At 70.2% G+C, this 24,086-nt stretch carries 23 protein-coding genes and 2 tRNA genes; 12 read left to right on the top strand and 13 right to left on the bottom strand.

Annotation, left to right across the window (positions count from 1 at the left end; translation table 11 throughout):
* Nucleotides 1–45: 45 nt before the first annotated feature.
* From aroA to SSP08S_RS34060, 3 genes are all read left to right on the top strand, one after another.
* Nucleotides 46–1,368, top strand: a complete 1,323-nt coding sequence (aroA, locus tag SSP08S_RS34070; protein ID WP_019072145.1) for a 3-phosphoshikimate 1-carboxyvinyltransferase — start codon at nt 46–48, stop codon at nt 1,366–1,368.
* Nucleotides 1,369–1,380: 12 nt separating this feature from the next.
* Nucleotides 1,381–2,391 (top strand): ribosome small subunit-dependent GTPase A, encoded by a 1,011-nt coding sequence (gene rsgA / locus SSP08S_RS34065; RefSeq protein WP_019072144.1) that lies wholly within the window; start codon nt 1,381–1,383, stop codon nt 2,389–2,391.
* An 86-nt stretch (nt 2,392–2,477) separates the two neighbouring features.
* The gene (locus SSP08S_RS34060; protein WP_019072143.1) at nt 2,478–2,801 is read left to right on the top strand and encodes a DMT family transporter; all 324 of its coding nucleotides are present in this window, start codon (nt 2,478–2,480) and stop codon (nt 2,799–2,801) included.
* 4 nt (nt 2,802–2,805) lie between these two features.
* On the opposite strand, the gene SSP08S_RS34055 is transcribed toward SSP08S_RS34060, so the two are convergent.
* The gene (locus tag SSP08S_RS34055; RefSeq protein WP_026179071.1) at nt 2,806–3,426 is read right to left on the bottom strand and encodes a TetR/AcrR family transcriptional regulator; all 621 of its coding nucleotides are present in this window, start codon (nt 3,424–3,426) and stop codon (nt 2,806–2,808) included.
* A 250-nt stretch (nt 3,427–3,676) separates the two neighbouring features.
* Between SSP08S_RS34055 and hisN the strand changes: the two genes are divergently transcribed.
* The 6 genes from hisN (at nt 3,677) to SSP08S_RS34025 (ending at nt 8,478) form a co-directional block, all read left to right on the top strand.
* Nucleotides 3,677–4,477 (top strand): histidinol-phosphatase, encoded by an 801-nt coding sequence (gene hisN / locus SSP08S_RS34050; protein ID WP_019072141.1) that lies wholly within the window; start codon nt 3,677–3,679, stop codon nt 4,475–4,477.
* 152 nt (nt 4,478–4,629) lie between these two features.
* On the top strand, nt 4,630–5,022 hold the full coding sequence (locus tag SSP08S_RS34045) for a CBS domain-containing protein (RefSeq protein WP_019072140.1): 393 nt from the start codon (nt 4,630–4,632) through the stop codon (nt 5,020–5,022).
* A 98-nt stretch (nt 5,023–5,120) separates the two neighbouring features.
* Nucleotides 5,121–5,537 (top strand): Fur family transcriptional regulator, encoded by a 417-nt coding sequence (locus SSP08S_RS34040; RefSeq protein WP_019072139.1) that lies wholly within the window; start codon nt 5,121–5,123, stop codon nt 5,535–5,537.
* Nucleotides 5,538–5,708: 171 nt separating this feature from the next.
* Nucleotides 5,709–6,476 (top strand): ABC transporter ATP-binding protein, encoded by a 768-nt coding sequence (locus tag SSP08S_RS34035; RefSeq protein WP_019072138.1) that lies wholly within the window; start codon nt 5,709–5,711, stop codon nt 6,474–6,476.
* Nucleotides 6,473–7,336 carry an ABC transporter permease gene (locus SSP08S_RS34030; RefSeq protein WP_019072137.1) on the top strand — a complete coding sequence of 288 codons (864 nt, stop codon included), beginning with the start codon at nt 6,473–6,475 and terminating at the stop codon, nt 7,334–7,336. Before SSP08S_RS34035 ends, SSP08S_RS34030 begins: the two co-directional genes overlap by 4 nt.
* Nucleotides 7,333–8,478 (top strand): ABC transporter substrate-binding protein, encoded by a 1,146-nt coding sequence (locus SSP08S_RS34025; RefSeq protein WP_026179070.1) that lies wholly within the window; start codon nt 7,333–7,335, stop codon nt 8,476–8,478. The genes SSP08S_RS34030 and SSP08S_RS34025 overlap by 4 nt, the downstream gene beginning before the upstream one ends.
* 51 nt (nt 8,479–8,529) lie before the next feature.
* Here SSP08S_RS34025 and SSP08S_RS34020 read toward each other — a convergent pair.
* The 4 genes from SSP08S_RS34020 to SSP08S_RS34005 all read right to left on the bottom strand — a co-directional run bounded on the left by SSP08S_RS34020 (nt 8,530) and on the right by SSP08S_RS34005 (nt 13,994).
* Nucleotides 8,530–8,603 (bottom strand) — tRNA-Met (locus SSP08S_RS34020).
* A gap of 212 nt (nt 8,604–8,815) precedes the next feature.
* Nucleotides 8,816–10,696, bottom strand: a complete 1,881-nt coding sequence (locus SSP08S_RS34015; RefSeq protein WP_051106037.1) for a tetratricopeptide repeat protein — start codon at nt 10,694–10,696, stop codon at nt 8,816–8,818.
* 206 nt (nt 10,697–10,902) lie between these two features.
* Nucleotides 10,903–10,976, bottom strand: a tRNA-Met gene (locus SSP08S_RS34010).
* A 72-nt stretch (nt 10,977–11,048) separates the two neighbouring features.
* Nucleotides 11,049–13,994: a UPF0182 family membrane protein gene (locus SSP08S_RS34005; protein ID WP_078532591.1), complete on the bottom strand. Its 2,946-nt coding sequence runs from the start codon at nt 13,992–13,994 to the stop codon at nt 11,049–11,051.
* A gap of 174 nt (nt 13,995–14,168) precedes the next feature.
* Between SSP08S_RS34005 and SSP08S_RS34000 the strand changes: the two genes are divergently transcribed.
* On the top strand, nt 14,169–14,711 hold the full coding sequence (locus SSP08S_RS34000) for a PPA1309 family protein (RefSeq protein ID WP_019072133.1): 543 nt from the start codon (nt 14,169–14,171) through the stop codon (nt 14,709–14,711).
* 112 nt (nt 14,712–14,823) lie between these two features.
* Here SSP08S_RS34000 and SSP08S_RS33995 read toward each other — a convergent pair whose 3' ends face one another.
* The 4 genes from SSP08S_RS33995 to SSP08S_RS33980 all read right to left on the bottom strand — a co-directional run bounded on the left by SSP08S_RS33995 (nt 14,824) and on the right by SSP08S_RS33980 (nt 17,971).
* The gene (locus SSP08S_RS33995) at nt 14,824–15,921 is read right to left on the bottom strand and encodes a YlbL family protein (protein WP_019072132.1); all 1,098 of its coding nucleotides are present in this window, start codon (nt 15,919–15,921) and stop codon (nt 14,824–14,826) included.
* Nucleotides 15,922–15,974: 53 nt separating this feature from the next.
* Complete coding sequence (locus tag SSP08S_RS62640; protein ID WP_019072131.1) at nt 15,975–16,139, bottom strand: hypothetical protein; 165 nt, start codon at nt 16,137–16,139, stop codon at nt 15,975–15,977.
* 153 nt (nt 16,140–16,292) lie between these two features.
* Nucleotides 16,293–16,754 (bottom strand): molybdenum cofactor biosynthesis protein MoaE, encoded by a 462-nt coding sequence (locus SSP08S_RS33985; RefSeq protein ID WP_019072130.1) that lies wholly within the window; start codon nt 16,752–16,754, stop codon nt 16,293–16,295.
* A gap of 104 nt (nt 16,755–16,858) precedes the next feature.
* A complete protein-coding gene (locus SSP08S_RS33980) occupies nt 16,859–17,971 on the bottom strand; it encodes an SDR family oxidoreductase (protein ID WP_026179067.1) in 1,113 nt (370 codons plus the stop codon).
* A gap of 192 nt (nt 17,972–18,163) precedes the next feature.
* Here SSP08S_RS33980 and SSP08S_RS33975 point away from each other — a divergent pair, with 192 nt between their 5' ends.
* Both SSP08S_RS33975 and SSP08S_RS33970 read left to right on the top strand, forming a co-directional pair.
* On the top strand, nt 18,164–19,576 hold the full coding sequence (locus tag SSP08S_RS33975) for a zinc-dependent metalloprotease (RefSeq protein ID WP_019072128.1): 1,413 nt from the start codon (nt 18,164–18,166) through the stop codon (nt 19,574–19,576).
* The gene (locus SSP08S_RS33970; RefSeq protein WP_019072127.1) at nt 19,573–20,094 is read left to right on the top strand and encodes an NUDIX hydrolase; all 522 of its coding nucleotides are present in this window, start codon (nt 19,573–19,575) and stop codon (nt 20,092–20,094) included. Before SSP08S_RS33975 ends, SSP08S_RS33970 begins: the two co-directional genes overlap by 4 nt.
* Nucleotides 20,095–20,149: 55 nt before the next feature.
* Here the strand turns inward: SSP08S_RS33970 and SSP08S_RS33965 are convergent, their stop codons facing one another.
* From SSP08S_RS33965 to SSP08S_RS56420, 4 genes are all read right to left on the bottom strand, one after another.
* Nucleotides 20,150–20,905, bottom strand: a complete 756-nt coding sequence (locus SSP08S_RS33965) for an AIM24 family protein (protein ID WP_019072126.1) — start codon at nt 20,903–20,905, stop codon at nt 20,150–20,152.
* Nucleotides 20,906–20,922: 17 nt separating this feature from the next.
* Nucleotides 20,923–21,603 (bottom strand): AIM24 family protein, encoded by a 681-nt coding sequence (locus SSP08S_RS33960; RefSeq protein ID WP_019072125.1) that lies wholly within the window; start codon nt 21,601–21,603, stop codon nt 20,923–20,925.
* Nucleotides 21,604–21,614: 11 nt separating this feature from the next.
* On the bottom strand, nt 21,615–23,267 hold the full coding sequence (locus tag SSP08S_RS33955; protein ID WP_019072124.1) for a TerD family protein: 1,653 nt from the start codon (nt 23,265–23,267) through the stop codon (nt 21,615–21,617).
* A 114-nt stretch (nt 23,268–23,381) separates the two neighbouring features.
* Nucleotides 23,382–23,978 carry a M48 metallopeptidase family protein gene (locus tag SSP08S_RS56420; protein WP_043259880.1) on the bottom strand — a complete coding sequence of 199 codons (597 nt, stop codon included), beginning with the start codon at nt 23,976–23,978 and terminating at the stop codon, nt 23,382–23,384.
* Nucleotides 23,979–24,086 lie beyond the last annotated feature (108 nt).

Here is a 24,086-nt window from a genome sequence, read left to right as displayed (position 1 = left end):
AACGGCGCAGCACTCGAAACACGACGTACTTATACAGTGGGGCCCATGGCCCCGAACGAAACCGCCCTTTGGCCCGCCCCCCACGCGCGCGGAGCCGTCGACGCGACGGTCCACGTCCCCGGGTCCAAGTCCGTCACCAACCGCGCCCTCGTCCTGGCCGCTCTCGCCAGCGAACCGGGCTGGCTCCGCCGCCCCCTCCGCTCCCGCGACACCCTTCTGATGGCAGGCGCCCTGCGCGCGATGGGCGTGGGCATCGAGGAGGGCGTGGGCACGGAGAAGGGCTCCGGCGAGTTCTGGCGGGTCATCCCGTCGGGCCTGCACGGCCCGGCCACGGTGGACGTCGGCAACGCCGGCACCGTGATGCGCTTCCTGCCGCCGGTCGCCGCGCTGGCCGACGGCCCCATCCGCTTCGACGGCGACCCGAGGTCGTACGAACGCCCCCTGAACGGCGTGATCGACGCCCTGCGCGTGCTCGGTGCCCGCATCGACGACGACGGCCGGGGCGCACTGCCCCTGACCGTGCACGGCGGGGGCGCGCTGGACGGCGGACCGGTGGAGATCGACGCGTCCTCGTCGTCCCAGTTCGTGAGCGCGCTCCTGCTCTCGGGCCCGCGCTTCAACATGGGCGTCGAGGTCCGTCACATCGGCTCCTCCCTCCCCTCCATGCCCCACATCCGCATGACCGTCGACATGCTGCGCGCGGTCGGCGCCCAGGTGGACACCCCGGAGTCGGGCGGCGAGCCGAACGTCTGGCGGGTGACCCCGGGCGCGCTGCTCGGCCGGGATCTGACCGTGGAGCCGGATCTGTCGAACGCGCAGCCGTTCCTCGCGGCGGCGCTCGTGGCCGGCGGCAAGGTGGTCGTGCCGGACTGGCCGGCGCGGACGACGCAGCCCGGTGACCGGCTGCGGGAGATCTTCACCGAGATGGGTGGTTCCTGCGAACTCACCGAGTACGGACTGGAGTTCACCGGTTCGGGTGCGATCCACGGTATCGACGTGGACCTGGGCGAGGTCGGCGAACTGACCCCGGGCATCGCGGCCGTGGCCGCCCTCGCGGACTCCCCGTCCACGCTCCGGGGTGTCTCCCATCTCCGCCTGCACGAGACGGACCGGCTGGCCGCGCTGACCAAGGAGATCAACGAGCTCGGCGGTGACGTGACCGAGACCGCCGACGGTCTGCACATCCGCCCGCGCCGCCTGCACGGCGGGATCTTCCACACGTACGAGGACCACCGGATGGCGACGGCCGGGGCGATCATCGGCCTCGCGGTCGAGGGCGTGCAGATCGAGAACGTGGCGACGACCGCGAAGACGCTTCCGGACTTCCCCGATCTGTGGGCCGGGATGCTCGGGAGCGATGGGGCGTAGGGGACTCACGCCATGCGCCGCTACGGCAAGAACACCGACGAGGACGACATCCGCCAGCGCCCGAACCGCAAGGGCAACCGGCCGCGCACGAACATCCGCCCCAAGCACGAGGAGGCGGTCGAGGGCATGGTCCTCACCGTCGACCGGGGCCGCCTGACCTGCCTCGTCGAGGACCGGGTCGTGATGGCGGTCAAGGCCCGCGAACTGGGCCGGAAGGCGGCGGTGGTCGGCGACCGCGTCGGCATCATCGGCGACCTGTCCGGCGACAAGGACACCCTCGCCCGCATCATCCGCATCGAGCCGCGCACCTCCGTGCTGCGTCGCACGGCCGACGACGACGACCCGTACGAGCGCGTGGTCGTCGCCAACGCCGACCAGCTCGCCATCGTCACCGCCCTCGCCGACCCCGAGCCGCGCCCCCGCCTCATCGACCGCTGTCTGGTCGCGGCCTACGATGGCGGCCTCGACCCGCTCCTCGTGCTGACGAAGTCGGACCTGGCCTCACCCGACCAACTCCTTGAGCTGTACGGCGCGTTGGGCGTCCCGTATGTCGTGACGAGCCGTGAGGAGCTGGAGAACGGCAGCGCGGTGGAGCGGGTGCGCAAGCAGCTGGACGGCAAGATCACCGCGTTCGTCGGGCACTCCGGCGTCGGCAAGACGACCCTCGTGAACGCGCTGGTCTCGCTGGAGCGGCGGCGCAGCACCGGCATCGTCAACGCCGTGACCGGGCGCGGCCGGCACACCACGACCTCGGCGCGCGCGATCCCGCTGCCGGACGACTCGGGCTGGGTCGTCGACACCCCGGGCGTCCGTTCCTTCGGTCTGCACCACGTGGACCCGTCCCGGGTCATCAAGGCCTTCCCCGACCTGGAGCCCGGCACGGTCGACTGCCCGCGCGCGTGCAGCCACGACGAGCCGGACTGCGCCCTGGACCAGTGGGTGGCCGACGGCCACGCCGACCCGCAGCGGCTCTATTCGCTACGACGGCTGCTGGCCACCCGGGAGCGGACCGAGGGCGACTGATCACCGGCTGACCACCGCGTGTTTGTGGGGACTCAAGTTCGGTAAGTGCATAATCGCACCGAGCCGGACAAACGGGAGGACAGCACATGGCGTGGCTGCTGGTTGTCGTGGCCGGAATTCTGGAGACCGGGTTCGCCGTGTGCCTGAAGCTGTCCCACGGCTTCACGCGCCTGTGGCCGACGGTCGCCTTCTGCACCTTCGCGCTCGGCAGCTTCGGTCTGCTCACCCTCTCCCTGAAGAAGCTCGACGTGGGCCCCGCGTACGCCGTGTGGACCGGCATCGGCGCGGCCGGCACCGCGATCTACGGGATGGCCTTCCTCGGCGACCTGGTGTCGACGCTGAAGCTCGTGTCGATCAGCTTCGTCATCGTCGGGGTGATCGGACTCCAGCTGTCCGGTTCCGCGCACTGAACCCCTAGGTCAGCAGGGCCCGGTGGGCGGGCGTCAGCGCACTCCGTACGAGTTCGCCGACACCGCCCTCGCCCGGTGGCGCCGCCACGCAGGACAGGGCGAGGCGTACGACGAGTTCGCAGGAGCGGGCCAGGTCGGCGGTGTCAGGCCGGGGCGCTCCGGGTCCGGCGAGCGCGGCCACGGCACGGTCGCGGACCACGGCCACGAAGTCGCCCGGCGAGGGCAGCGGCCCGTCGGCCCGGCGCTGTGCCGGCACGGCGGAGGAGGACGGCACCGCGGACAGGGTCGGCGAGGGCAGCCGCTCGCTCCAGCAGCCGGTGAGCATGGCCCGCACCAGCGCGTTCTCCCGGGCCGCCGACGTGGTCCACTCGGCGGTCGCGGTCAGCCGCTCACGGGCGTCGGCATGCGCGCCCAGGGCCCGGTCGACGCCGACGAGATAGCCGTCGGCCTCCCTTCTGACCAGCGCCCGCGCGAGCCCCTCCTTGCTGCCGAACTCGTTGTACAGCGTCTGCCGGGACACTCCGGCCGCGGCGGCCACGTCCACCATCCGTACGGTGGACCACGACCTGCGGGCCAGCGCCGTATAGGCGGCGTCCAACAGGGATTCCCGCGCTGCAGGCATCATTCGCCTCCCGGGGACGAGCGGCTCTGCGCCCAGATTTGACGCGCACGGGAGCACTGTCAAGGGTTCGCGGCTGCGCCGGGGGGCGCACTTCGGCCATTGCGCGCGGGAGTTGGGGCGGAGACGCCGGGCCGGGGCCGGCCAGGGCGCTCTCTTGGAGGTCCCTCCCGGGCCCCTCCTGGGACCCCTCACCTCACGGTCCGCCCACCGGACCCTGTAGCCCCGCCCCGACCCCTGAAGATACGGTTCACGCATGGCCGACTATCACGATGACCTGCGCCTCGCCCACGTCCTCGCGGACGCCGCCGACGCCGCGACGACCGCCCGGTTCAAGGCGCTCGATCTCAAGGTCGAGACCAAGCCGGACATGACTCCGGTCAGCGAGGCGGACAAGGCGGCCGAGGAACTGATCCGCGGCCATCTCCAGCGCGCCCGCCCGCGCGACGCGGTGATCGGCGAGGAGTACGGCGTCGAGGGCACCGGCCCCCGCCGCTGGGTGATCGACCCGATCGACGGCACCAAGAACTACGTACGCGGCGTCCCGGTGTGGGCCACGCTGATCTCCCTGACGGAGGCGGCGGAGGGCGGCTACCAGCCCGTCGTGGGCCTGGTCTCCGCGCCCGCGCTGGGCCGCCGCTGGTGGGCCGCGAAGGGCCACGGCGCCTACACCGGGCGCAGCCTGTCCTCCGCGTCCCGACTCCGCGTCTCCCAGGTCTCGAAACTGACGGACGCCTCCTTCGCGTACTCCTCGCTCACCGGCTGGGAGGACCAGGGCCGGCTCGGCGGCTTCCTCGACCTGACCCGCGAGGTGTGGCGCACGCGCGCGTACGGCGACTTCTGGCCCTACATGATGGTCGCCGAGGGCTCGGTCGACATCTGCGCCGAACCCGAACTCTCCCTCTGGGACATGGCCGCCAACGCGATCATCGTCACCGAGGCCGGCGGCACCTTCACAGGCCTCGACGGCCGCCCGGGCCCCCACAGCGGCAACGCGGCGGCGTCGAACGGAATCCTGCACGACGAGTTCCTGGGGTATCTCAACATGCGCTACTGAGCACAACGAGACGCCCGCACACGCCCCCAACCGGCCGCGCGCGCCCTCTTGTTGACCCGTGCTTTACCTGCGACTCTGAGAGTCCCCCCACTTGTGAACTTGTGAATCCGGGAACTAGCTCATCCGGATTCCCTAGGAGGTGGCCTCATCCCATGTTGGTCCGCGACGCCATGAGCACGGTGGTTCTCACCATCGGCCCCGCCCACACCCTCCGCCAGGCAGCCGCCCTGATGTCCTCGCGCCACGTCGGCGCGGCCGTCGTCCTCGACCCCGACGCCGGCGGCATCGGGATCCTCACCGAACGGGACATCCTCAACTCGATCGGCCGGGGCCAGAACCCGGACACCGAGCGCGCCCACGCCCACACCACCACCGACGTCGTGTTCGCCACCCCGGCCTGGACGCTGGAGGACGCAGCGAGCGCGATGGCCCACGGCGGCTTCCGCCACCTCATCGTCCTCGACCGCGCCGAGCCCGCCGGCATCGTCTCGGTCCGCGACATCATCCGCTGCTGGGCACCCGCGCGACAGCAGGTACCGGCCTGACAACCCCGACCCGGGTAGTTGGATTCAGTCCAAGTCCAGCAGCCCTCCAAAGTCACACCTATTCGGGAACTGGTCACGTTGCTGTTAGGCTGGCCTGCATGAGTGACCTTCTGGAGCGGCTGCGCGGACGCGGATGGCGGATGACCGCACAGCGGCGCGTCGTGGCCGAAGTGCTCGACGGCGACCACGTCCACCTGACCGCCGACGAGGTCCACTCCCGCGCCGTGGCCAAGCTCCCCGAGATCTCCCGGGCGACGGTCTACAACACGCTGGGCGAGCTGGTCTCCCTCGGCGAGGTCCTCGAAGTCGCCACGGACAAGCGCGCCAAGCGCTACGACCCGAACGCGCACAGCCCGCACCACCACCTGGTCTGCGCCAACTGCGGCCAGATCCGCGACGTCCACCCGAGCGGTAACCCCCTCGCCGACCTCCCCGACTCGGAGCGCTTCGGCTTCACGGTCTCGGACGTCGAGGTGACGTACCGCGGACTGTGCCCCAACTGCGCGAGCGCGTAGCAAGTCCTCGCACCGGCCCCGGCATCCGTTCGACACGGAGGCCGGGGCTTTGTGCTGTCCACGGACTCATGTCGCGTACAGCCTTCCCGAATCTGACGGTCCGTCATATCGTCGTGCGGCACTCCCCACCCCCCGGACCGACACCCGTACCGAACTCCGCGAGGAGCAACCGTGGGAGACCCGCACCCAAAACTCCACGCCACCCGACTGACCCGCGCCTTCGGCCGCGCCCCGCACCAGGTCCACGCCCTCGGCCCGCTCGAACTCACCGTCGCCCCCGGCGAGTTCGTCTGCCTGGTCGGCCCGTCCGGCTGCGGAAAATCCACGCTCCTCCGTATCGCCGCAGGCCTCCTGCGCCCCAGCACGGGCACCCTGGAGATCCGCACGTCCAGCCCGCGCCCGGCGGCCATGATCTTCCAGGACTACGGCATCTACGACTGGAAGTCGGTCCGCGCCAACGTCCGCTTCGGCCTGGACGTCCAGCGCGTCCCGCGCCGCGAGGCCAACGCCCGCGCCGACGAGTGGCTGACCCGCATGGGCCTGGCCGAATTCGCGGACGCCTACCCCGCGACCCTCTCCGGCGGCATGCGCCAGCGGGTCGCCATCGCCCGCGCTCTGGCCGTAGAACCCGAACTCCTGCTGATGGACGAGCCGTTCGCCGCCCTGGACGCCCAGCTCCGCACGATCCTCCAGGACGAACTCCTCGACCTCACCCAGGCGTTGCGCACCACCACCCTCTTCATCACGCACAGCCTGGAGGAGGCACTCGTGCTCGGTGACCGCGTGCTGGTGATGTCCGCACGCCCGGGCCGGATCATCGCCGAACACCGTCCGCCGTTCCCGCGCCCACGCACTGGCGACATCCGCGACACCACCGAATTCACCGCCCTGAAAAGCGAGTTGTGGGAGCTCCTGCGGAAAGAGGCGGTGCCCGCATGACGACCGTCGCCCCCGGCCGCGAGGACGCGGTCCTGGTCCGCCGCCCCGGTCCGCACGAACTCCATCCCGTACGCACCCACCGCCGCCGGCGCGCCCTGGAACTGTCCCTCGCCGTGGCCGTGCCCCTCGCCCTGATCCTGTGGTGGCAACTGGCCGCCACCCAGGGCTGGATAGACCCCCGCGTCTACCCGGCCCCCTCCACGATCCTCTCCGACGGCTGGGACCGGGCCACCGCAGGCGACCTGTGGCCGGACGTGTGGGCCACCACCCGGCGCGTCCTGGGCGGCTACGCGATCGGCACGGCGGCCGGCTACGCCCTGGGCCTGCTGATGGGCTCCCTCTCACTCGTACGGGCCGCGCTGGAACCGCTGTTGGACGCCCTGTACGTCGTACCGAAGCTGGCTCTGCTACCCATCTTCCTGAACATGTTCGGCCTCGGCGAAGGCCCCCAACTGGCCCTGGTGGCCGCCACGGTGTTCTTCTTCGTGTGGATCTCGACGATGTCGGCGGTCGTCGCGATCCCCTCCGGCCACCGCGACGCGGGCCAGGTCTTCGGCGCCTCCCCCTGGCAGATGTTCCGCCACGTCCTCCTCCCGGCCTCCCTCCCCGCGGTCCTGGTCGGCGCGCGGATCGCGGCGGGCGTGGCCGTCCTGGTCATCGTCGCCTCGGAACAGATCGCCGCGACGAACGGCCTGGGCCACCTGATCTTCGACTCCCGCGCGCTGTTCCAGAACGACGTGATGTTCGTCGGCATCGTGTGCGTCGCGGTCCTGGGGGTCGTCTTCTCCGAACTGGTGCGCGTGGCGGGCCGGTTGCTCACACCGTGGGCACCGCGGGACCGAGGACGGGGGCAGTCGTGAGACGTCGTACGTACGGTGTGGTGGTCGTCGTGGCGGCGGTGCTGGCGTCGGCGGGCTGTTCGTCCAAGTACGCGGACGACTCCGGGAGTTCGGCCACGGCGGCCGCAGGCAACCGCGCGGTCAAGCCGGTGACCGGCTGCGGCACCTCGTCCTGGACCGACCCGGCGGACCTCTCCCCCACCCGCGCCCCGGCCCGCTGCAAGCCGCTCACCCCCGCCCCGCAACCCCTCGCCAAGACAACGAAGTTGACGATCGCGACGGGAACGCTGAGCGCCGAGTACGTGGCCCCGCTCGAAGTCGCCCTGGACAAGGGCGAGTTCAAGAAGGAGGGCCTGGACGTCACGCTCAAGGTGCTGCCGACCCCGGACGCGCTCCCCCTCCTCGCGAAGGGGGACATCGACGCGATGTGGGCGGCACCGGAGGCGGCCGTCATGAACGGGATCAAGGGCGGCTTCGACATCAAGTGGGTCGCCGGGAACTTCTCGCCCGACCCCGAGTCCAAGAGCGGCCTGTGGGTGAAGCTGAAGAAGGGCGAGGCGGCGGCGGACGTCCGGATGGCCGGGCGCAGGATGGGCACGATGATCGGCAAGGGCTCGGTGATCGCGTACCCCATGGAGAGGGCCCTCGCGACCCACGGCGGCGGCCTCGACAAGATCCAGTACCAGCAGCTCGGCTCGGCCGACGTCCTCACCGCCCTCCAGAACGGCGGCGTCGACTCCGCGTGGCTCCTCGACCCGGTCTGGCGCAAGGTCGACGACAACCCCGCGTACGCCTTCCTGGGCGGCCAGCCCCTCGGCGAACCCCTGGGCGGCATGCTCTACGGCCGCAGCCTCCTGCACGACGACGTGGATGCCGGCGTGGCCCTCCTCCGGGCCTACATCCGCACGGTGAACACGTACTTCGCGGGCGACTACAAGAACGACCCCACCTTCGTCACGTACCTCGCGAAACTCCTCAAGACGGACGAGACGGTCCTGAAATCAACCCCGTCGCTCACGATGGACTGGGAGATCCGCGCCGGAACGACGACTCGCCTCCAGGCCGCGTACAAGGCGTCGGGCGTGTCCAAGGGCACCCCGCTCCCGGAGTCACGAACCGTGGACCGCTCCCTCTACGAGGAGGCGGTCGGCCACCAGCCGTAGAAACACCGAGGGCCGGAATCCATGTGCTGGACTCCGGCCCTCGGCCTTCAGTAGCGGGGACAGGATTTGAACCTGCGACCTCTGGGTTATGAGCCCAGCGAGCTACCGAGCTGCTCCACCCCGCGTCGGTAAACACGACACTACGTCAGTCGTACCGACAGAAGCAAATCGTTTAACAGCGCAGGTCAAAGCCCTTCACTTCTCAGCCCAGTCCGGCACGACCCAGCCCGTCCGGCGTTTGAGGGCGAGGCCCCTTCAGGGCCGAAGCGGGGGTCTGGGGGGGGCGGCAGCCCCCAGTGACGGGACGGGTAGGGGCGGCGGGGGCGAAAAACACCCCCTACGCCGTCAGCTCCTGCCGCAACGCGTCCCGCAACCGAGCCGCCCGCTCAGACACCTCACCGGGGCCGAGCGTCACCGCCCGATCAGCCCAGCGCTGCCCCTCCGCCAGCTCCCCGCGACGCGCGTAAACCAGAGCCAGCCGCAACGCCGCCCGCCCATGCCCGGCATCCGCAGCCCGAGCCCACCACACCGCCGCCTCCGGCTCACTCCCCTCCCGAGCCAGCAACAGCCCAAGATTGAAAGCCCCGTTACGAGACCCGGCCTCGGCCGCCTCCCGGTACCACCGAGCCGCCTCGACGACGTCCCCGCGCGCGGCGGACAGCATCCCGACCCGCACCTGCGCACGCCGGTGCCCCTGCGAGGCCGCCCGCTCGTACCACTCCTCGCACTCGGTCTTCTCGTGCACCTGCTCACCCAGCTCGTGCGCGGGCGCCGGCGGCCGCCGCGCGTCGAGCACCGAGGCCAGCCGGTACGCCGCCTCCGCGCTCCCTCCGCCGGCGGCGCACCGCAGATGCCGTTCGGCCTCCCGCTCGTCACCGTCCCGCAGCCGCGCGATCCCGACCTGGAGCGCCGCTTCCGTGTGCCCGGCGGCAGCGGCCCGCTCGTACCAGGGCAGCGCGACGGCCTCCTCACCACGCCCGGCGAACAGAATCCCCAGGTTGAAGGCAGCGTCCACGCTCCCGGCCTCCGCCGCCTTGGAGAACCACGGCTCGGCACCGGTCGCGTCGCCGCCCTGGAGCAGCAGCACGGCGAGCGCGTTGGCCGCTTCGCGGTGTCCGGCGTAGGCCGCGCGGCGGTACCACTGCTCGGCCTGCGCGGTACGCGCCTGCTCGGCGCAGAGCAGCCCGAGGTTGTACGCGCCGTTCACGTCGCCGGCGTCCATCGCGGCGCGGTACCACCGTTCGGCGGTCTGTGTCTCGCCGCGCTCGGCGTGCAGCGCGCCCAGCGCGTTGGCCGCGTTGCCGTCGCCGTCCTGGGCGGCGCGCAGCCACCACACGGCGGCGCTCTCGGTGTCACCGGCGTCGCGCAGCAGGAATCCGAGCGCGCAGGCGGCACGGGCCTCGCCGTCCTTGGCGGACGTCAGATACCAGCGCCCGGCCTCCTTGAGCTCACCCCGCTTCTCCAGGATCGCCCCGAGTTGCAGCGCGGCCCGCTGATGCCCACGGGCGGCGGCCTGCCGGTACCACTGCTCGGCTTCGTTGCCGGGAACAGGGGCCCCTCCGGAGGCCGATCCGGCACCACTGTCGGCGCCGTCCCCGCCCCTGCTGCCCTGTCCCCCGTCCCCGATCCCGTTCCCCGCCCCGTATTCGTCCTCGTGCGGCGTCCGCCGATCAAGCGCGCGCGCCAGCCGGTACGCGGCCTCGCGGTGCCCGCGCTCGGCGGCGGACCGCATCCACTGCTCGGCCGCGGTGTCCCCGCGGTGCTCCAGGAGGTCGGCGAGGGCGTACGCGCCGAGCGCGTGGCCCTGCTCGGCGGACTGGCGCAGCCAGTACTCGGCGGCGGGTTCGTCGCCGCGCTCGCGGTGGAACCGGCCGAGCGCGTGCGCGGCGGCGGCGGAACCGGCGACGGCGGCGATCCGCCACCATCCGGCGGCCTCGTCGGCGTATCCGCGCTGGTGCAGCAGGACACCCAGGTTGTTGGCCGCGGCCCGGTCGCCCTCGGCGGTGGCGGCACGCAGCAGGGGCTCGGCTCCGTCGAGATCACCGCGGCGCAGCAGCATCGCTCCGAGGACACTCGTCGCCTCGACGTCGCCGGCCTGTGCGGCGAGCCGTGTGCGTGCCTCGTCGACAGCCTCCCCCTCACCGGTCTCGTCCCGGTCGGAAGGCTGCACAAAACGCCCTGTATCCAACAGAGTTGCCTTGTCCCCCATAACGTTCATCGTCGCACCACCTGCAACCTGGGTACACCTGGTATACCGCAGCCAGTGAGGTCTCTACAGCGTTTTGTCGACATGCCCACAGAGAGACAAGCGAAACACGGTTCCACCAAGTCCCCCGGGCGGCGCGGCCGTCACCCTCGTCGGCACATGCGTTCGCACAGCGCGAAGGCCCGGATCCTTGAAAGGATCCGGGCCTTCGCGATCAGTAGCGGGGACAGGATTTGAACCTGCGACCTCTGGGTTATGAGCCCAGCGAGCTACCGAGCTGCTCCACCCCGCGCCGTTGTGTTGCAACCGTACCACGGTGCGGGGTGGGCCTCTGACCTAGTGATCAACTGCCGTCTGAGCTGCGCTAACCACTCGCACTGCTCGGACTGCTACTGGCACTTGGTCTGCTGCTGGGACTGGTGCTGGGACTCGGACTGCTCTTGTCACTGCCGCTGCTCTTCTCAGCGGCGGCCTGCGCGTCCTCGGCCCGCTTCAACGCGGCCTGCAGATCCTTCTGCGCCTGCCCGTACGCCTCCCAGTCGCCCTTCTTCAGGGCCTGTTGCCCCGCGTCGAAGGCCTTCTGGGCGTCGGTCAGGGCCTGTTGGACCGTCGGATTGCTGGATGTCGGTGGCGTGGTGGTGCCGGTATCCGGTGGCGTGGTCGAAGTCTCCGCCCCGAAGACCTTGTTGAGCCCCTCGTCCAGCGTGTCCTCGAACGCGGTCTTGTTGCCGTAGGCCACCAACACCTTGCGCAGGAGCGGGTACTTGAGTCCACCACCGCGTACGTAGACGGGCTCCACGTACAGCAGTCCTCCGTCGAGCGGCACCGTCAGCAGGTTGCCGTACTCGATGTCGGAGTCGCCGCCCTTGAGCAGCTTGATGGATTCGGCGATGTCCTGTTGGGAGTTGAAGGCGCTCTGCACCTGTTTAGGTCCGCCGACGGTCGTGCTGGTCGGCAGTTTCAGGATTCTGATCTTGCCGTAGTCGGGGCTGCCGGCCTCGGAGTCGACCGCCATGAAGGCGCTGAGGTTGTCTCTCCCGTTCGGCGTGAACGTCGTCGTCAGGGAGAACGCCTGCGAGCTCTGGTCCGGCATCTTCATGCTCAGGTAGTACGGCGGCACCGCGCTGCCCGACTTGTTGGTCGGGTCGTCCGGCACCTGCCACACCTCGCTGCCGCTGAGGAACGTCTGCGCGTCCGTCACGTGGTAGCGGGTGAGCAGTTCGCGCTGGACCTTGAACAGGTCCTGCGGGTACCGCAGATGGGCCATCAGCGAGGAGGAGATGTCCGACCTGGGCTCGACCGTGCCGGGGAACGCCTTCATCCAGGTCTTCAGGACCGGGTCCTCGGTGTCCCACTGGTAGAGCTTGACCTGACCCGTGTACGCGTCGACGGTCGCCTTCACCGAGTTGCGGATGTAGTTGACCTGGTTCTGCTGGGCCACCACCGCGCGGTTGTTGTTGGTCGCGGTGAGCGAGTCGGCCGTGGTGTCCCCGAGGGTCGTCCGGGAGGCGTACGGGTAACCGTTGCTGGTGGTGTACGCGTCGACGATCCACTGGATGTGGCCGTCCACGACCGCCGGATAGGCGTCGCCGTCGATGGTCAGCCAGGGCGCCACCGCCTCGACGCGCTCCTTGGGCGTGCGGTTGTACAGGATCCGCGAACCCTCGCCGATGGCACCGGAGTAGAGGATCTGCGGCTCGTTGAACGCCACCGCGTACGCGGCCCGGTTGAGCGGGTTGGAGAGGTTGACCCCGCTCTTGCCCTTGTAGCTGGTGGTCTTCTCACCGCTGTCGTCGGAGTAGTCGATCTCCTTCTGGGGACCGCCGACGATCGAGTACGTGGTGGTCTTCTCGCCGTAGTAGATCTGCTGCTCGTACTTGCCGAGGTCACCCGAGGACGGCAGGTCGGACTCGGTGAAGACCGGGCGGCCCTCGGAGTCGACCTCGGTGCCCTTGGCGGCGACCACGCCGTAGCCGTGCGTGTAGCGGAAGTGGTCGTTGATCCAGTTGTTCTTCGGGATGCCGTTGAGGTTCAGCTCGCGCAGCCCGATGACGGTGTCCTGGTCCTTGCCGTCCTCGGTGTAGCGGTCGACATCCAGGTTGGTCGGGAACGCGTAGTAGTTCCTGATCTGCTGGAGCTGCTGGAACGTGGGCGACACGACGTTCGGGTCCACGATCCGGATGCTCGCCGTGGAGTCGACGTCCGCGCGGAGCTTGGTCTTGTCCTTGGTGGTGCTCGTCCCCGAGTACTCCGTGACCTTGGTGTCGTCGATGCCGTAGGCCTCGCGCGTCGCCTTCAGGTTCTTCTGGACGTACGGGGCTTCCTTGGCCTGCTCGTTGGGCTGGACCGTGAACTTCTGGACGATCGCCGGGTACAGGCCGCCGATGAGGATCGCGGAGAGCACCATCAGGCCGAAGCCGATGACGGGCAGCTGCCAGGTGCGCCGCCACAGGGTGGCGAAGAACAGCAGCGCGCAGATGACGGCGATGCAGAACAGGATCGTCTTGGCCGGCAGATACGCGTTCGCGTCGACGTATCTGAGGCCGGTCCAGTCACCGGTCGCCTTGAAGTCGCTTGATTTGACCGCGAGTCCGTAGCGGTCGAGCCAGTAGGCGACCGCCTTGAGGGCGACGAAGATGCCGAGCAGCACCGACAGATGCCCGGTGGCGGCGGCCGTGGCGCGCGCGCCCGGGCTGGTGATGCGCAGCCCGCCGTACAGGTAGTGCGTCAGCGCGGCGGCGAGCAGCGAGAGGATCGCGGCGGCGAAGCCGAAGCCGAGCAGGAAGCGGTACCAGGGCAGGTCGAACGCGTAGAAGGAGACGTCGAGGTGGAACTGCGGGTCCTTCTGGTGGAAGGGCACGCCGTTGACCCACATCAGCCAGACCCGCCACTGGCTGGACGCCGAGGCGCCCGCGATCAGCCCGACAAGAGAGGTGATCGCCAGCAGCAGCCACTTCTTGTACGGCGCGATGCCCATGCGGTAGCGGTCGAGGCTCTGCTGCTCCATCGACATGGCGCTGAGCGGCGGGCGCAGACGGTGCGCCAGCCAGATGTTCACGCCGACCGCGGCCGCCATGAGCAGGCCGAAGACGAAGAACAGGCCGATCTTGGTCGACAGGGTGGTGGTGAACACGGACGAGTAATGCACCGACCGGTACCAGAGCCAGTCCGTCCAGAAGCCCGCGAACATCGTGAACGCCATGCCGAGTACGGCAAGGACGCCCAGTGTCATGAGCAAAGTCCGGACCCGCCGGGACGGGCGGCCCACTCTGATCCGCGGCCCTTGCGGGCCTCCGCCGCGGTCCGGCATCTGGAAAGCCAAGGTGCGCACCTCGAAGTTCGCTGTTGGTCGCTGTCGTTGCGTCAGGCCCCCGGGTTCGCGGACCGTCCGTAGCCCCGCGTGATCGCGGGCCCACACCTATGCAACTTACTCACCGTTTACTCGGTTCCCGATTCCGGCCATGAACGAGGCAGGATTGTGACCATGTCCAACACTCCCATGGCAGCGAACCCCCTCACCCGGGCCGTACTGGAGATCGACGAGTACGCCTCCGGCCTCGGCTGGGACCAGCCCGCTCGCCTCTTCGCCCTCGTAGACACCGCGCGACTGCGGGCCCAGGAGCCCGGTCTCGCGGCCCAACTCGGCCTGCGGGACGAGCCCGAGACCACCGGTCTCACCCCGATCGAGCAGGAGGAGATCCCGGCCGGAAAGCCGCTGGACGAGTTCCTCGGCACGATCGCCTGGCCCGACGCGGTGGCCGGCTGCGCGCTCACCGTCGAGCGGCTGATGCTGCCGCCGTCCGCCGAGGCCTCCGTCCCGGAGGGGCTCAGCGAGAAGAAGCTCACCCAGTGGGTCGCCCAGCACCCGGACCGCCAGGAGGTCCGGATGACGGTCGCGGTCCTGCGCGACGGCACCCGCGACTCGGCCCTGCGACTGCGCGAGAAGGACTCCCCCACGGAGGTCCTCACCGGCGGCGCGCTCGTCCCGGGCCTCGCGGAGGCCCTGTCGGCGACCTTCGAGGACTGACGGCCTGTCCCCTCGTACGGCTCCGGGGGCGCTCTCGGCTTGAGGGCGCCCCCGGAGTCGTACGCGAGGCCTTCTTGTCGTGCGCGAGGCCTTCTTTAAAGAAGAGGCTCGTTCAGTCCTTGGTGCTGCACTTCGGGAGGTCGGCGGTCTTGCCGCTGTTGATCAGCTTGAGGTCGCTGATCGCGTCCTTGATGGTGTTCACCTTGACGAGCCTGAGGCCGCTGGGGGTGTCCTTGGCGGCCTCCGCGCAGTTGTCGGCGGGCGTCAGGAAGTACTGGGCGCCCTTGCTGCGCGCGCCGACGGTCTTCATCGAGATACCGCCGATCGGGCCGACCTTGCCGGTGTCGTCGATGGTGCCGGTGCCGGCCACGAACTTGCCGCCGGTGAGGTCGCCCGGGGTGAGCTTGTCGTAGATGCCGAGCGCGAACATCAGGCCGGCGCTCGGGCCGCCGACGTCGGCCAGCTTGATGTCGATGCTGAACGGGAACGTGTGATCGGTTCCGGCCGAGATGCCGACGATGGCGCGCTTGGCGCCGGTGTCGTCGGAGGTCGCGGTGGTGATCGTGATGTCCTTCGTGGCCGTCGCCGTCTTGTTCGCCTTCACCGCGGCGGCCTGGTCCTTGGCCGACACGATCGTGAACACGACCTTCTGGCCCGGCTTGTGCTTGGTGACCAGCTTCGCGACGTCGTCGGGCTGCTTCACCGTCGTACCGTCGACGGCCTTGATCACGTCACCGGCGTGCAGCTTGCCCTCGGCCGGGGAGTCCTTGAGGACCGTCGAGACGATCACCCAGGACTTCACCGGGATGCCCAGCTGGTCCAGTGCGGCGACCTTGGCGCTCTCCTGGGACTGGCTGAACTCCTCGGCGTTCTCCTGGGTCGACTGCTGCTCCGTCTTGCCGTCGGGGTACAGCGTGTCGTGCGGGACGACCTTGTCGTCGTGGGCGAGCCAGCCGTACACGGCCTCGATGAGGTTCATGTTGTAGTCGGCGCTGGTGACCCGGACCGTCGTCATGTTCAGGTGACCGGTCGTCGGGTAGGTCTTGCGCCCGGTGATCTGCAGCACCGGCTCGCCGTCGTGGTCCCCGAGGGTGTTCACCGTCGGGCCCGGCGACATCTCCGCATACGGGACGTTGATGAGGACTCCCGCGCACAGGAGCGCGATCAGCATCAGGGTGGAGGCGAGCATCGTCGCGGTGCGGCGTGGCATGGCACGACAGTACGGGACGCATCTGTCAGCGCACCGTCAGGGCCGCCTTCGACTCAGGTGCCTGAGTGGGACTTGTCCATCGCCTCGCGGAAGCGGGCATAGCCGTCCAGTTCCGGACCGTCGCTGCGCACCTTGCGGGTCCTGTTGGCCCAACTGCCCCACAGACCGGCGCCTATCGCGGCCACCAGCGGAATCAACAACCAGGCGAGTGCCGCCATGCCGACCTCCCAACCCCGGACAAGTGAACTCGACTGCCTGATCAGCAGATTAGCCAGGCCCACTGACAACGCTCGTGGCAGGGGGGCGGTTACGCAACCGGAGGGCGGGTGAGAAGTACGTGAGTGCGCATCAGCGGGCGCGGTGGGCCGGCATCAGCAGGCGCCGACCCATTCCTCGGTGCCGTCGGAGAACTGCTGGTGCTTCCAGATCGGCACCTCGTGCTTGAGATCGTCGATCAGCTTCCGGCAGGCCTCGAAAGCCTCGCCCCTATGGGGACAGGACACGGCGACGACGACCGCCAGGTCCCCGATCCCGAGATCCCCCACCCGGTGGACGGCGGCCAGCGCCCGCACCGGGTAGTCCGCGACGACCTTCTCGGCGACGCGGCGCATCTCGGCCTCGGCACTGGGGTGGCACGAGTACCCGAGCCGGTCGACGTCGGCACCGCCGTCGTGGTTGCGCACGGTCCCGACGAACAGCACCGTCCCACCGGCCGCGTCGTCCCCGACGGCCCGGAAGACCTCGTCCACGGAGAGCGGCGTCTCCCGGATCCCGATCAGCTTGACGGGATCCTGCGCGGCCTGCTCACCGGGGTGGTCGATCGTGGGTGCCATGCCTCCATCGTGCCGCACCCCGCCGACAGCGCGGAATAGCACTTTCACCAGGCACACGCGCGTGCCTGTTTGGAGCGTCCTACAGGAGGCCGTTCCGGCCCTGCTCAGATCCGGCGCCGGGCCTTCCGCGCCCGCCGTACGACCGCCGCAGCGCCCAGCAGTGCGACCGTCGCGCCCGCGGCACCCGCCGCCGTCGCGTCCTTGCGGCCGAGCCGTCGCCCGACGACCGTGTGCCGTCCGGCGACCTCCTCCAGGAGCTCCGCGAGCACTTCCTCGTTGGTCCACTGGGGCCGCCAGCCCGCGTCGTGCAGCCGGCTTCCGCTGACCACCCACGGGTACATCGTGTACGCCAGGTCGCCGGCCGGGGACGGGGTGAGTCCGATCCGGTGCAGCCGGGCCGCCGCGCCGAGCGCGACCGCGGAGGGCAGCTCCATGCGCCGGATGCCGCTGAGCTCCTCGACCTCCTCCTGCTCCAGCCAGCCGTCGCAGCCGACGGCGAGTTCCCCGTCGACCTTCTCCAGGACGGCGTACTCCAGGGCGCTGCACAGGTCCTCGACGTGGCAGAACTGCCAGGCGGGCCGAGACCCGGCCACCACGAGCAGCCGGGGCGACTCGAAGTACCTGGTCAGCGCGGTGTCGGTGCCGCCGACGAGGACTCCGGGGCGGACGACGGTGACATTGAGCCCGGGATGCGCCCGGGGCGCGCGCCGTGCGAGCCGCTCGACCTCCAGGAGGTCGCCGACACCGGTGGCCTCCGCGGTGGCGCGCAGTTCGGCATCCTCCGAGAGCGGCAGTTCGTTGTCGGGCAGCGCTCCGTAGACCATCGCCGAGGTGCACAGCACGACCCGGTGGACCCCGGCCGCCGCGGCCGCGGTCAGCACGGTCTGCGTCCCCCGCACGTTGTACGCCGAACGGGCGGCCGGATCGGTCTCCAGATCGAGGTCCAGCGCCAGATGTACGACGACGTCGGCGCCGCGCAGCTTCTCCGCGATGGCCGGATCCCGTACGTCGAGGATGTGCCACTGGGCCGCCGCGCACTCGCCGCGCCGCTCGTCGATGGCGATGACCTGCTTGATCTCCTCGGACGCGGCGAGCCGCTCGGTGAGGAGCGCCCCGATCCCGGACGCGGCGCCGGTGACCGCGACGACGGGCCCGCGCACTGCGGGACTGGTTGAGTGGTTTCGCGCTGCGCGAACCTGCGGATCTGGGGAACTCACCGGGCGTCTCCAGCGGTTGTCTTCAGTACGGACGCGCGTGACGCGTCCGGACCAGGTGGCATCCATCCTGCCGCAGGCCAGGTCTCGGCGAAGCATCGAGGCCCGATCGGCCCGCGGTGTCTACGCTGGGTGGTGTTGAAGGGCAGTCGTGCCGTCGGAGAGAACCGGCGGCCTTAACAGCCGAGGAATCCCGTGAGTGACACCCCATTCGGATTCGGCCTTCCGCCGGAGGAGCCGGACGACGGCGACGAGGGCAAGAAGAAGGACCAGGAGAGCGGTGGTGGTCAGGGACCGGCCAACCCGTTCGGATTTGGCGGGCTGCCCGGTGCCGGGGGCTTTGGCGGCCCCGGCGCGGACAATCCGCTCGCAGCCATGTTCGGTTCCCTGAACCCCAACGACCTGGGCGCCGCGTTCCAGCAGCTGGGCCAGATGCTCTCGTACGAGGGCGGCCCGGTGAACTGGGACATGGCCAAGCAGATCGCCCGCCAGACGGTCTCCCAGGGCACTCAGGACGGCACGAAGGACGCGAGCATCGGCCCCGCCGACCGCAGCGCGGTCGAGGAGGCCGTCCGCCTCGCCGACCTGTGGCTGGACGACGCGACCTCGCTGCCGTCCGGTGCCGGATCCGCCGTGGCGTGGTCCCGCGCGGAGTGGGTCGAGGCGACCCTGCCGGCCTGGAAGGAGCTCGTGGACCCGGTCGCCGAGCGCGTCGGCGCGGCCATGGGCGATGTCCTGCCGGAGGAGATGCAGGCCATGGCAGGCCCCCTGATCGGCATGATGCGCTCCATGGGCGGCGCCATGTTCGGCACGCAGATCGGGCAGGCCGTGGGCGTGCTCGCGGGCGAGGTCGTCGGCTCGACCGACATCGGCCTGCCGCTCGGTCCGGTCGGCAAGGCCGCGCTGCTGCCGCTGAACATCGAGGCCTTCGGCAAGGACCTGGGCATTCCCCAGGAGGAGGTGCGGCTCTATCTCGCCCTGCGCGAGGCCGCCCACCAGCGCCTGTTCGCACATGTGCCGTGGCTGCGCTCGCATCTGTACGGCGCGGTCGACGGGTACGCGCGCGGGATCAAGGTCGACACCGCCAAGCTGGAGGACGTGGTCGGCCAGTTCGACCCGCAGAACCCGGAGCAGCTGCAGGACGCCCTTCAGCAGGGCATGTTCCAGCCGGAGGACACGCCCGAGCAGAAGGCCGCCCTGGCCCGTCTGGAGACGGCTCTGGCGCTCGTCGAGGGCTGGGTGGACGCGGTGGTCCACGCCGCCGCGAAGCCGCGTCTGACGTCCGCCGACGCGCTCCGCGAGACCCTGCGGCGCCGTCGCGCGACGGGTGGCCCCGCCGAGCAGACGTTCGCCACGCTGATCGGCCTGGAGCTGCGCCCGCGCCGGCTGCGCGACGCCTCCCGGCTGTGGGCCTCGCTCACGGACGCGCGCGGTGTCGACGGCCGTGACGGCCTGTGGGCCCACCCGGACATGCTGCCGACGGCCTCCGACCTGGACGACCCGGACGGCTTCGTGCACCGCGAGCAGCTGGACTTCTCCGAGCTGGACAAGCTGCTCGGCGAGGCGGCGGAGAAGCCCGACCTGAAGAAGGACGACGACACCGAGTGAGCCTGCACGACGACGCGGTCCTCGTACTGAAGAGCTACGAGGACCAGACGGAGCTGCGCCAGGCCTACCTGGACCACCTGGCCGCTCACCCGGACGGCATGTGGAAGTCCTGCGGGGACGGGCACATCACAGCGAGTGCCCTGGTCGTCGACCCGGAGCAGGGGCGAGTGCTGCTCACGCTCCACAAGAAGCTGCGGATGTGGCTCCAGATGGGCGGCCACTGCGAGCCCGAGGACACCTCCCTGGAGGCGGCGGCCCTGCGCGAGGCCACGGAGGAGTCCGGCATCACCGGACTCACCCTGCTGCCGGGCGGTCCTGCCCGCCTCGACCTCCATCCCATCCCGGCACCGTGCCACTTCCACTACGACGTCCAGTACGCGGTCGTGGCGCCGCCCGGTGCCGTGCAGGAGATCAGCGACGAGTCGCTCGACCTGCGCTGGTTCGCCTACGACGAGGTGGCGGCCGTAGCGGACGAGTCGGTGGTGCGGCTGCTGGAGGCGGCGCGCGCCAGGCTCTGAACGTGTAAGGGGCGCCCGCATCGGCGGGCGCCCCTTACATTCGACTCCTGGACGCTCAGCTCCAGGCGTTGCCCTGGTTCTGCGCGTGGGCGCCGTGCTGGCCCATGCCGTACTGCGCGGCGAGGCCCTGGCCGATGCCTGCGTTCTGCGGCGGCAGGAGTTCGCTGGGCTGGACGAGCGCGTAGCCGCTGCCCATGAAGCTCAGCTCCCAGCCCTCGCCGGTGTTGCCGCGGCGCCGCCACACGCCGGAGGAGTGCGTCTGGGCCTGCATCTGGACGCGCAGGCCGGTGGACCAGGCGACGATCGCGTCGGCATCGCAGTTGACGTACTTGTCGGGCGTGACCTGCATCATCAGGGGCGCGCCCGAGGTCATCAGGGCGACCTTGCCGCGGCCGGTGATGTTGAGCTGGTACTTCCCGGAGCCGGAGATGCCGTACTGGCTGTCCACGGCGATGACCTCGTGGTGCAGCGAGGAGTCCATCGCGAGGACGTAGCTGCTGTCGACGGTGAGGCCGTCCTGCTCCACATCCACTACGTGGATGTGCTGGGCGAGGTTGGCGAGGAAGACCGTGCCCTGCCCGTGGCAGCGCATCAGACTGAGGCCCTCGCCGGTGGCCGCACGGGCGTAGGCCTGCTGGGTGTTCTGGTACTCGGCGTCGAACTCGACGAGCCCCTGGTAGGCGACCATCGTGCCCTTGCGGGCGAGGATGTCGTCGTGGCCCTCCAGGACGATGCGCAGCATCTGCTTGTTCTGGAGGCTGTAGCGGTCCTGGGACTGCGAGTCGTTGAACGCGAAAAGCGGGCTCTGCATGGTGTCGTGTTCCCCCCTCAGCCCCGGAACCGGAGACGGTCGGTGCTGTCCTCGCTGGGCTGGACGACGACGATGCCCGTCCCGGAGAAGGCCATCTGGTACGCCTCGCCGCTGCCGCGGCCGATCAGCGACTGCGCCTTGAAGCTGCGCTTGCCCTTCACCTTGAGGTTCGGGGACCAGGCGACGAGCGCGTCCGGATCGACGTACGTCTCGTCATCGCCGCCGCCGCAGTCCACGACGATCGGCTTGCCGCGGGAGGTCAGCGCGACCCAGCCCTGACCGCTGATCTTGGTGTTCCACAGGCCCTGCCCGGCGAACTTGGCGAGCCCCTTGACGCGCTCGACACCCCAGGTGAGGGACGTGTCGAAGGCGAGCAGGTTGGTGGCGTTGACGGAGATCCCGTCGCCGTTGAGGTTGATCACGACGACGTCGGCGCCGTAGTCGGCGAGGTAGAGCAGTCCGTCCCCGGAGCACTTCATCAGGGGCGCGCCCTCGCCGGTCATCCAGTCGCGCGCGATCTGGCGCACGGCCGGCGGGTTGGGCTCGTACTGGATGAAGCCCTCATAGGCGATCATCGAGCCCACGCGCGCGAAGAGGTCGCTTCCGGTCTGCATGGCGACCTTCAGCATGTTGTTGCCGTGGTTCTCCATACGGGCGGTGACGGGTGCGGGGGCGTAGCCCGCGAGCGGCTGGTTCATGACGGGCTCCCTCAGACCTCGTACGGCTGGACGACGACGAAATTGCCGGGGGCGGCCCGGAACTGGAGGTTGACGCTCTCGCCGGTGTCTCCGGGGTACGCGTTGCGGCGCATCCGGACCTGGCTGGAGACGATCACCTGGGCGGCGGCGGACCAGGCGACGACCGCGTTGCAGTCGGCGAACGTGGTCGGCGTGACCGGCAGGACGACGGGCTCGCCGTGGGTCTTCACGACGATGGTGCCCGTCCCCTGGAACTGCATCGTGAACAGCGCGCCTCCGGGGATGCCGTGTCCCTCGATGCGTCTGACTTCGTACTGGAGGCTCTCGTCGAAGGCGAGGACGTTCTCCGCGGAGACGCAGATCGCGTCCCCCTGGAGCTCGACGGGGTGCAGGTTGGTGGAGTTCTCGGCGAGGAACACCTGGCCCTGGCCGGTGCAGCGCATCAGCTGCATCTCCTGGCCGGTCGCGTTGCCCACGAGCCGGCCGGCGAACCCGGCGCCCTTGTAGCCGAAGTCGACCTTGCCCTGGTAGAGCACCATGCTGCCCTGGCGGGCCAGTACGGGCTGGCCGCCGATACCGAGGTCGACGCGGATCAGCTTCTTGTTCTGCTGCGTCCAGCGCTGCCCGGTGGGCGTCTCCTTGAACTTCTGCAGCGCGGCCGACACACCGGCGCCCAGGGGAGCGCCGGAGGGCACTCCGTAGCCGGCCGGCTGGGCCGGAACCTGCCCGTATCCCGGAGGGGCGGGCGGCTGCTGGCCGTAGCCCGGAGGCGGGGTGGGCTGCCCGTAGCCGGGAGGGGCCGGGGGCTGGCCGTACCCGGGAGGCAGCGGCGCGGTCTGGCCGGGGGCCTGCTGCCCGTACGGCTGCGGCGGCTGGCCGTAGGGCGCGGGGACGGGGCCCGGGGGTGGCACGGTGCCGGGGCCGGGCGGGGTCATCGGGGCGATGATCGTCGGCGCGGCGTGCACGGAGGGTGCGGGCGCCGGGGCCGGGGGCGGTGTGGCTCCCGGCGGGGGCGCGAAGCCCTGTGCGGGGGCAGGGGCGGATGCCGGGGCGGACGGGGCGCCGAACGCGGGCGGCGCGAAGCCCGGGGCAGCGCCGGACTGCGGCTGCGCCTGCGGCGCGGCGGGGGCCTCCTCCTCCATGACCTCGCCGCCGAAGTTCTTCAGCAGCGCTTCGAGGCCGCCGTCGAAGCCCTGGCCGACGGCGGCGAACCGCCAGACGTCCTTCAGGTAGAAGTCGCCCAGCATCACGGCCCGCTCGGTGGTGAACTCCGAGCCGTTGAACGAGTAGCGGGCCACTTCCTCGCCGCCCGCAACGATCCGGACGTACCCGGGGGCGATCTGAGACATCTGTCCGGCGCCGTCGATCGTGGCCGTGAACGCCAGCTTGTGGATCTGCGGCGGGATCTTGTCGAGCGTGACCCGGAAGGACTCGGCGTCGCCCGCCTGGGCGCCCAGGAGCTGGATGGACTCCTCGGGGGACTTCGGCTGGTTGAAGAACACGAAGTACCGGTCGTCCGAGAGCCGCTCCTCGGCGTCGAGACCGAAGCAGCTGATGTCGAACGTCAGCCCGGGGCCGGTGATCTGTACGCCTACGTACAGATCGGTGCCCGCGGTGAGGTCACTGATCTTGGCCTTGTGGCCGCGTTGGAATTCCCTGGCCATGCGTAACGACCGTCCCCCATCCCGATGCGATGTGCGTCGCGTCAGGCTAACGGCAATCTCCGACACCGGAGTAAGTCGGTACAGACCCGGTACACAATCCCCCACAGGGGACGGTCACTCCTCGCGGGCGCCCGGTGGATTGGGCAGCCGCTCGGCCGCGACCACACCTTCGAGGTACCCCTTGGCCCGCTCGGTGCGCGGATACGCCTCCAGGAGCCGCCAGAAACGCGGTCCGTGCCCGGGCACCAGGAGATGCGCGAGTTCGTGCAGCAGCACGTAGTCGACGACGTACTCGGGCATGCCCTGCAGCCGGTGGGAGAGCCGGATGCTGCCCTCGGAGGGCGTGCAGGATCCCCAGCGCGTGTTCTGGTTGGTGACCCAGCGCACCGAGGTGGGCCGGGCGCGGCCGTCGAAGTACTGGGCCGACAGGCGCTCCGCGCGCTCGGCCAGCTCCGTGTCACCGAGCACGCGTTTGCTTTCCTGGGCTGCCAGCTTGTCGAGCATGACGGTGACCCAGCGCTTCTCCTCCGCCTCGGACATGCGGGCGGGGATCAGCACGACGGTGCGATCGCCCTCGCGGTACGCGGAGACCGTTCTGCGCCGACGCGCACTCCTGCGAACCTCGATCGCGCTCGCCCCCGAGCCGCTTGGCGGCTGGCTCGTCGTACTGCGCTGTGGTTTTCCGGCGCTGTGCAGTGGGTCGGCGGGCACGCCATGACGTTACCCTCTGCACACGCGGGAAGTCCCGACTCCGGGACGGTTTCGGTGTCGATCCCCCACCAAGCGTTTGATTCGTACGACGAATCCCCACTGCCTGTG

The organism is Streptomyces hokutonensis, from assembly GCF_000376565.1.
GTDB classification, from domain to species: Bacteria; Actinomycetota; Actinomycetes; order Streptomycetales; family Streptomycetaceae; genus Streptomyces; species Streptomyces hokutonensis.
The sequence above is the reverse complement of the archived record's forward strand: the minus strand, read 5'-3'. Positions and strand labels throughout refer to the sequence as shown.

What these genes read in the sequence shown, in the direction of transcription:
- aroA (WP_019072145.1), top strand. Translation starts at nt 46, where the DNA reads ATGGCCCCGAACGAAACCGCCCTTTGGCCCGCCCCCCACGCGCGCGGA.
- rsgA (WP_019072144.1), top strand. Translation starts at nt 1,381, where the DNA reads ATGCGCCGCTACGGCAAGAACACCGACGAGGACGACATCCGCCAGCGC.
- SSP08S_RS34060 (WP_019072143.1), top strand. Translation starts at nt 2,478, where the DNA reads ATGGCGTGGCTGCTGGTTGTCGTGGCCGGAATTCTGGAGACCGGGTTC.
- SSP08S_RS34055 (WP_026179071.1), bottom strand. Translation starts at nt 3,426, where the DNA reads ATGATGCCTGCAGCGCGGGAATCCCTGTTGGACGCCGCCTATACGGCG.
- hisN (WP_019072141.1), top strand. Translation starts at nt 3,677, where the DNA reads ATGGCCGACTATCACGATGACCTGCGCCTCGCCCACGTCCTCGCGGAC.
- SSP08S_RS34045 (WP_019072140.1), top strand. Translation starts at nt 4,630, where the DNA reads ATGTTGGTCCGCGACGCCATGAGCACGGTGGTTCTCACCATCGGCCCC.
- SSP08S_RS34040 (WP_019072139.1), top strand. Translation starts at nt 5,121, where the DNA reads ATGAGTGACCTTCTGGAGCGGCTGCGCGGACGCGGATGGCGGATGACC.
- SSP08S_RS34030 (WP_019072137.1), top strand. Translation starts at nt 6,473, where the DNA reads ATGACGACCGTCGCCCCCGGCCGCGAGGACGCGGTCCTGGTCCGCCGC.
- SSP08S_RS34015 (WP_051106037.1), bottom strand. Translation starts at nt 10,696, where the DNA reads ATGAACGTTATGGGGGACAAGGCAACTCTGTTGGATACAGGGCGTTTT.
- SSP08S_RS34005 (WP_078532591.1), bottom strand. Translation starts at nt 13,994, where the DNA reads ATGCCGGACCGCGGCGGAGGCCCGCAAGGGCCGCGGATCAGAGTGGGC.
- SSP08S_RS34000 (WP_019072133.1), top strand. Translation starts at nt 14,169, where the DNA reads ATGTCCAACACTCCCATGGCAGCGAACCCCCTCACCCGGGCCGTACTG.
- SSP08S_RS33995 (WP_019072132.1), bottom strand. Translation starts at nt 15,921, where the DNA reads ATGCCACGCCGCACCGCGACGATGCTCGCCTCCACCCTGATGCTGATC.
- SSP08S_RS62640 (WP_019072131.1), bottom strand. Translation starts at nt 16,139, where the DNA reads ATGGCGGCACTCGCCTGGTTGTTGATTCCGCTGGTGGCCGCGATAGGC.
- SSP08S_RS33985 (WP_019072130.1), bottom strand. Translation starts at nt 16,754, where the DNA reads ATGGCACCCACGATCGACCACCCCGGTGAGCAGGCCGCGCAGGATCCC.
- SSP08S_RS33965 (WP_019072126.1), bottom strand. Translation starts at nt 20,905, where the DNA reads ATGCAGAGCCCGCTTTTCGCGTTCAACGACTCGCAGTCCCAGGACCGC.
- SSP08S_RS33960 (WP_019072125.1), bottom strand. Translation starts at nt 21,603, where the DNA reads ATGAACCAGCCGCTCGCGGGCTACGCCCCCGCACCCGTCACCGCCCGT.
- SSP08S_RS33955 (WP_019072124.1), bottom strand. Translation starts at nt 23,267, where the DNA reads ATGGCCAGGGAATTCCAACGCGGCCACAAGGCCAAGATCAGTGACCTC.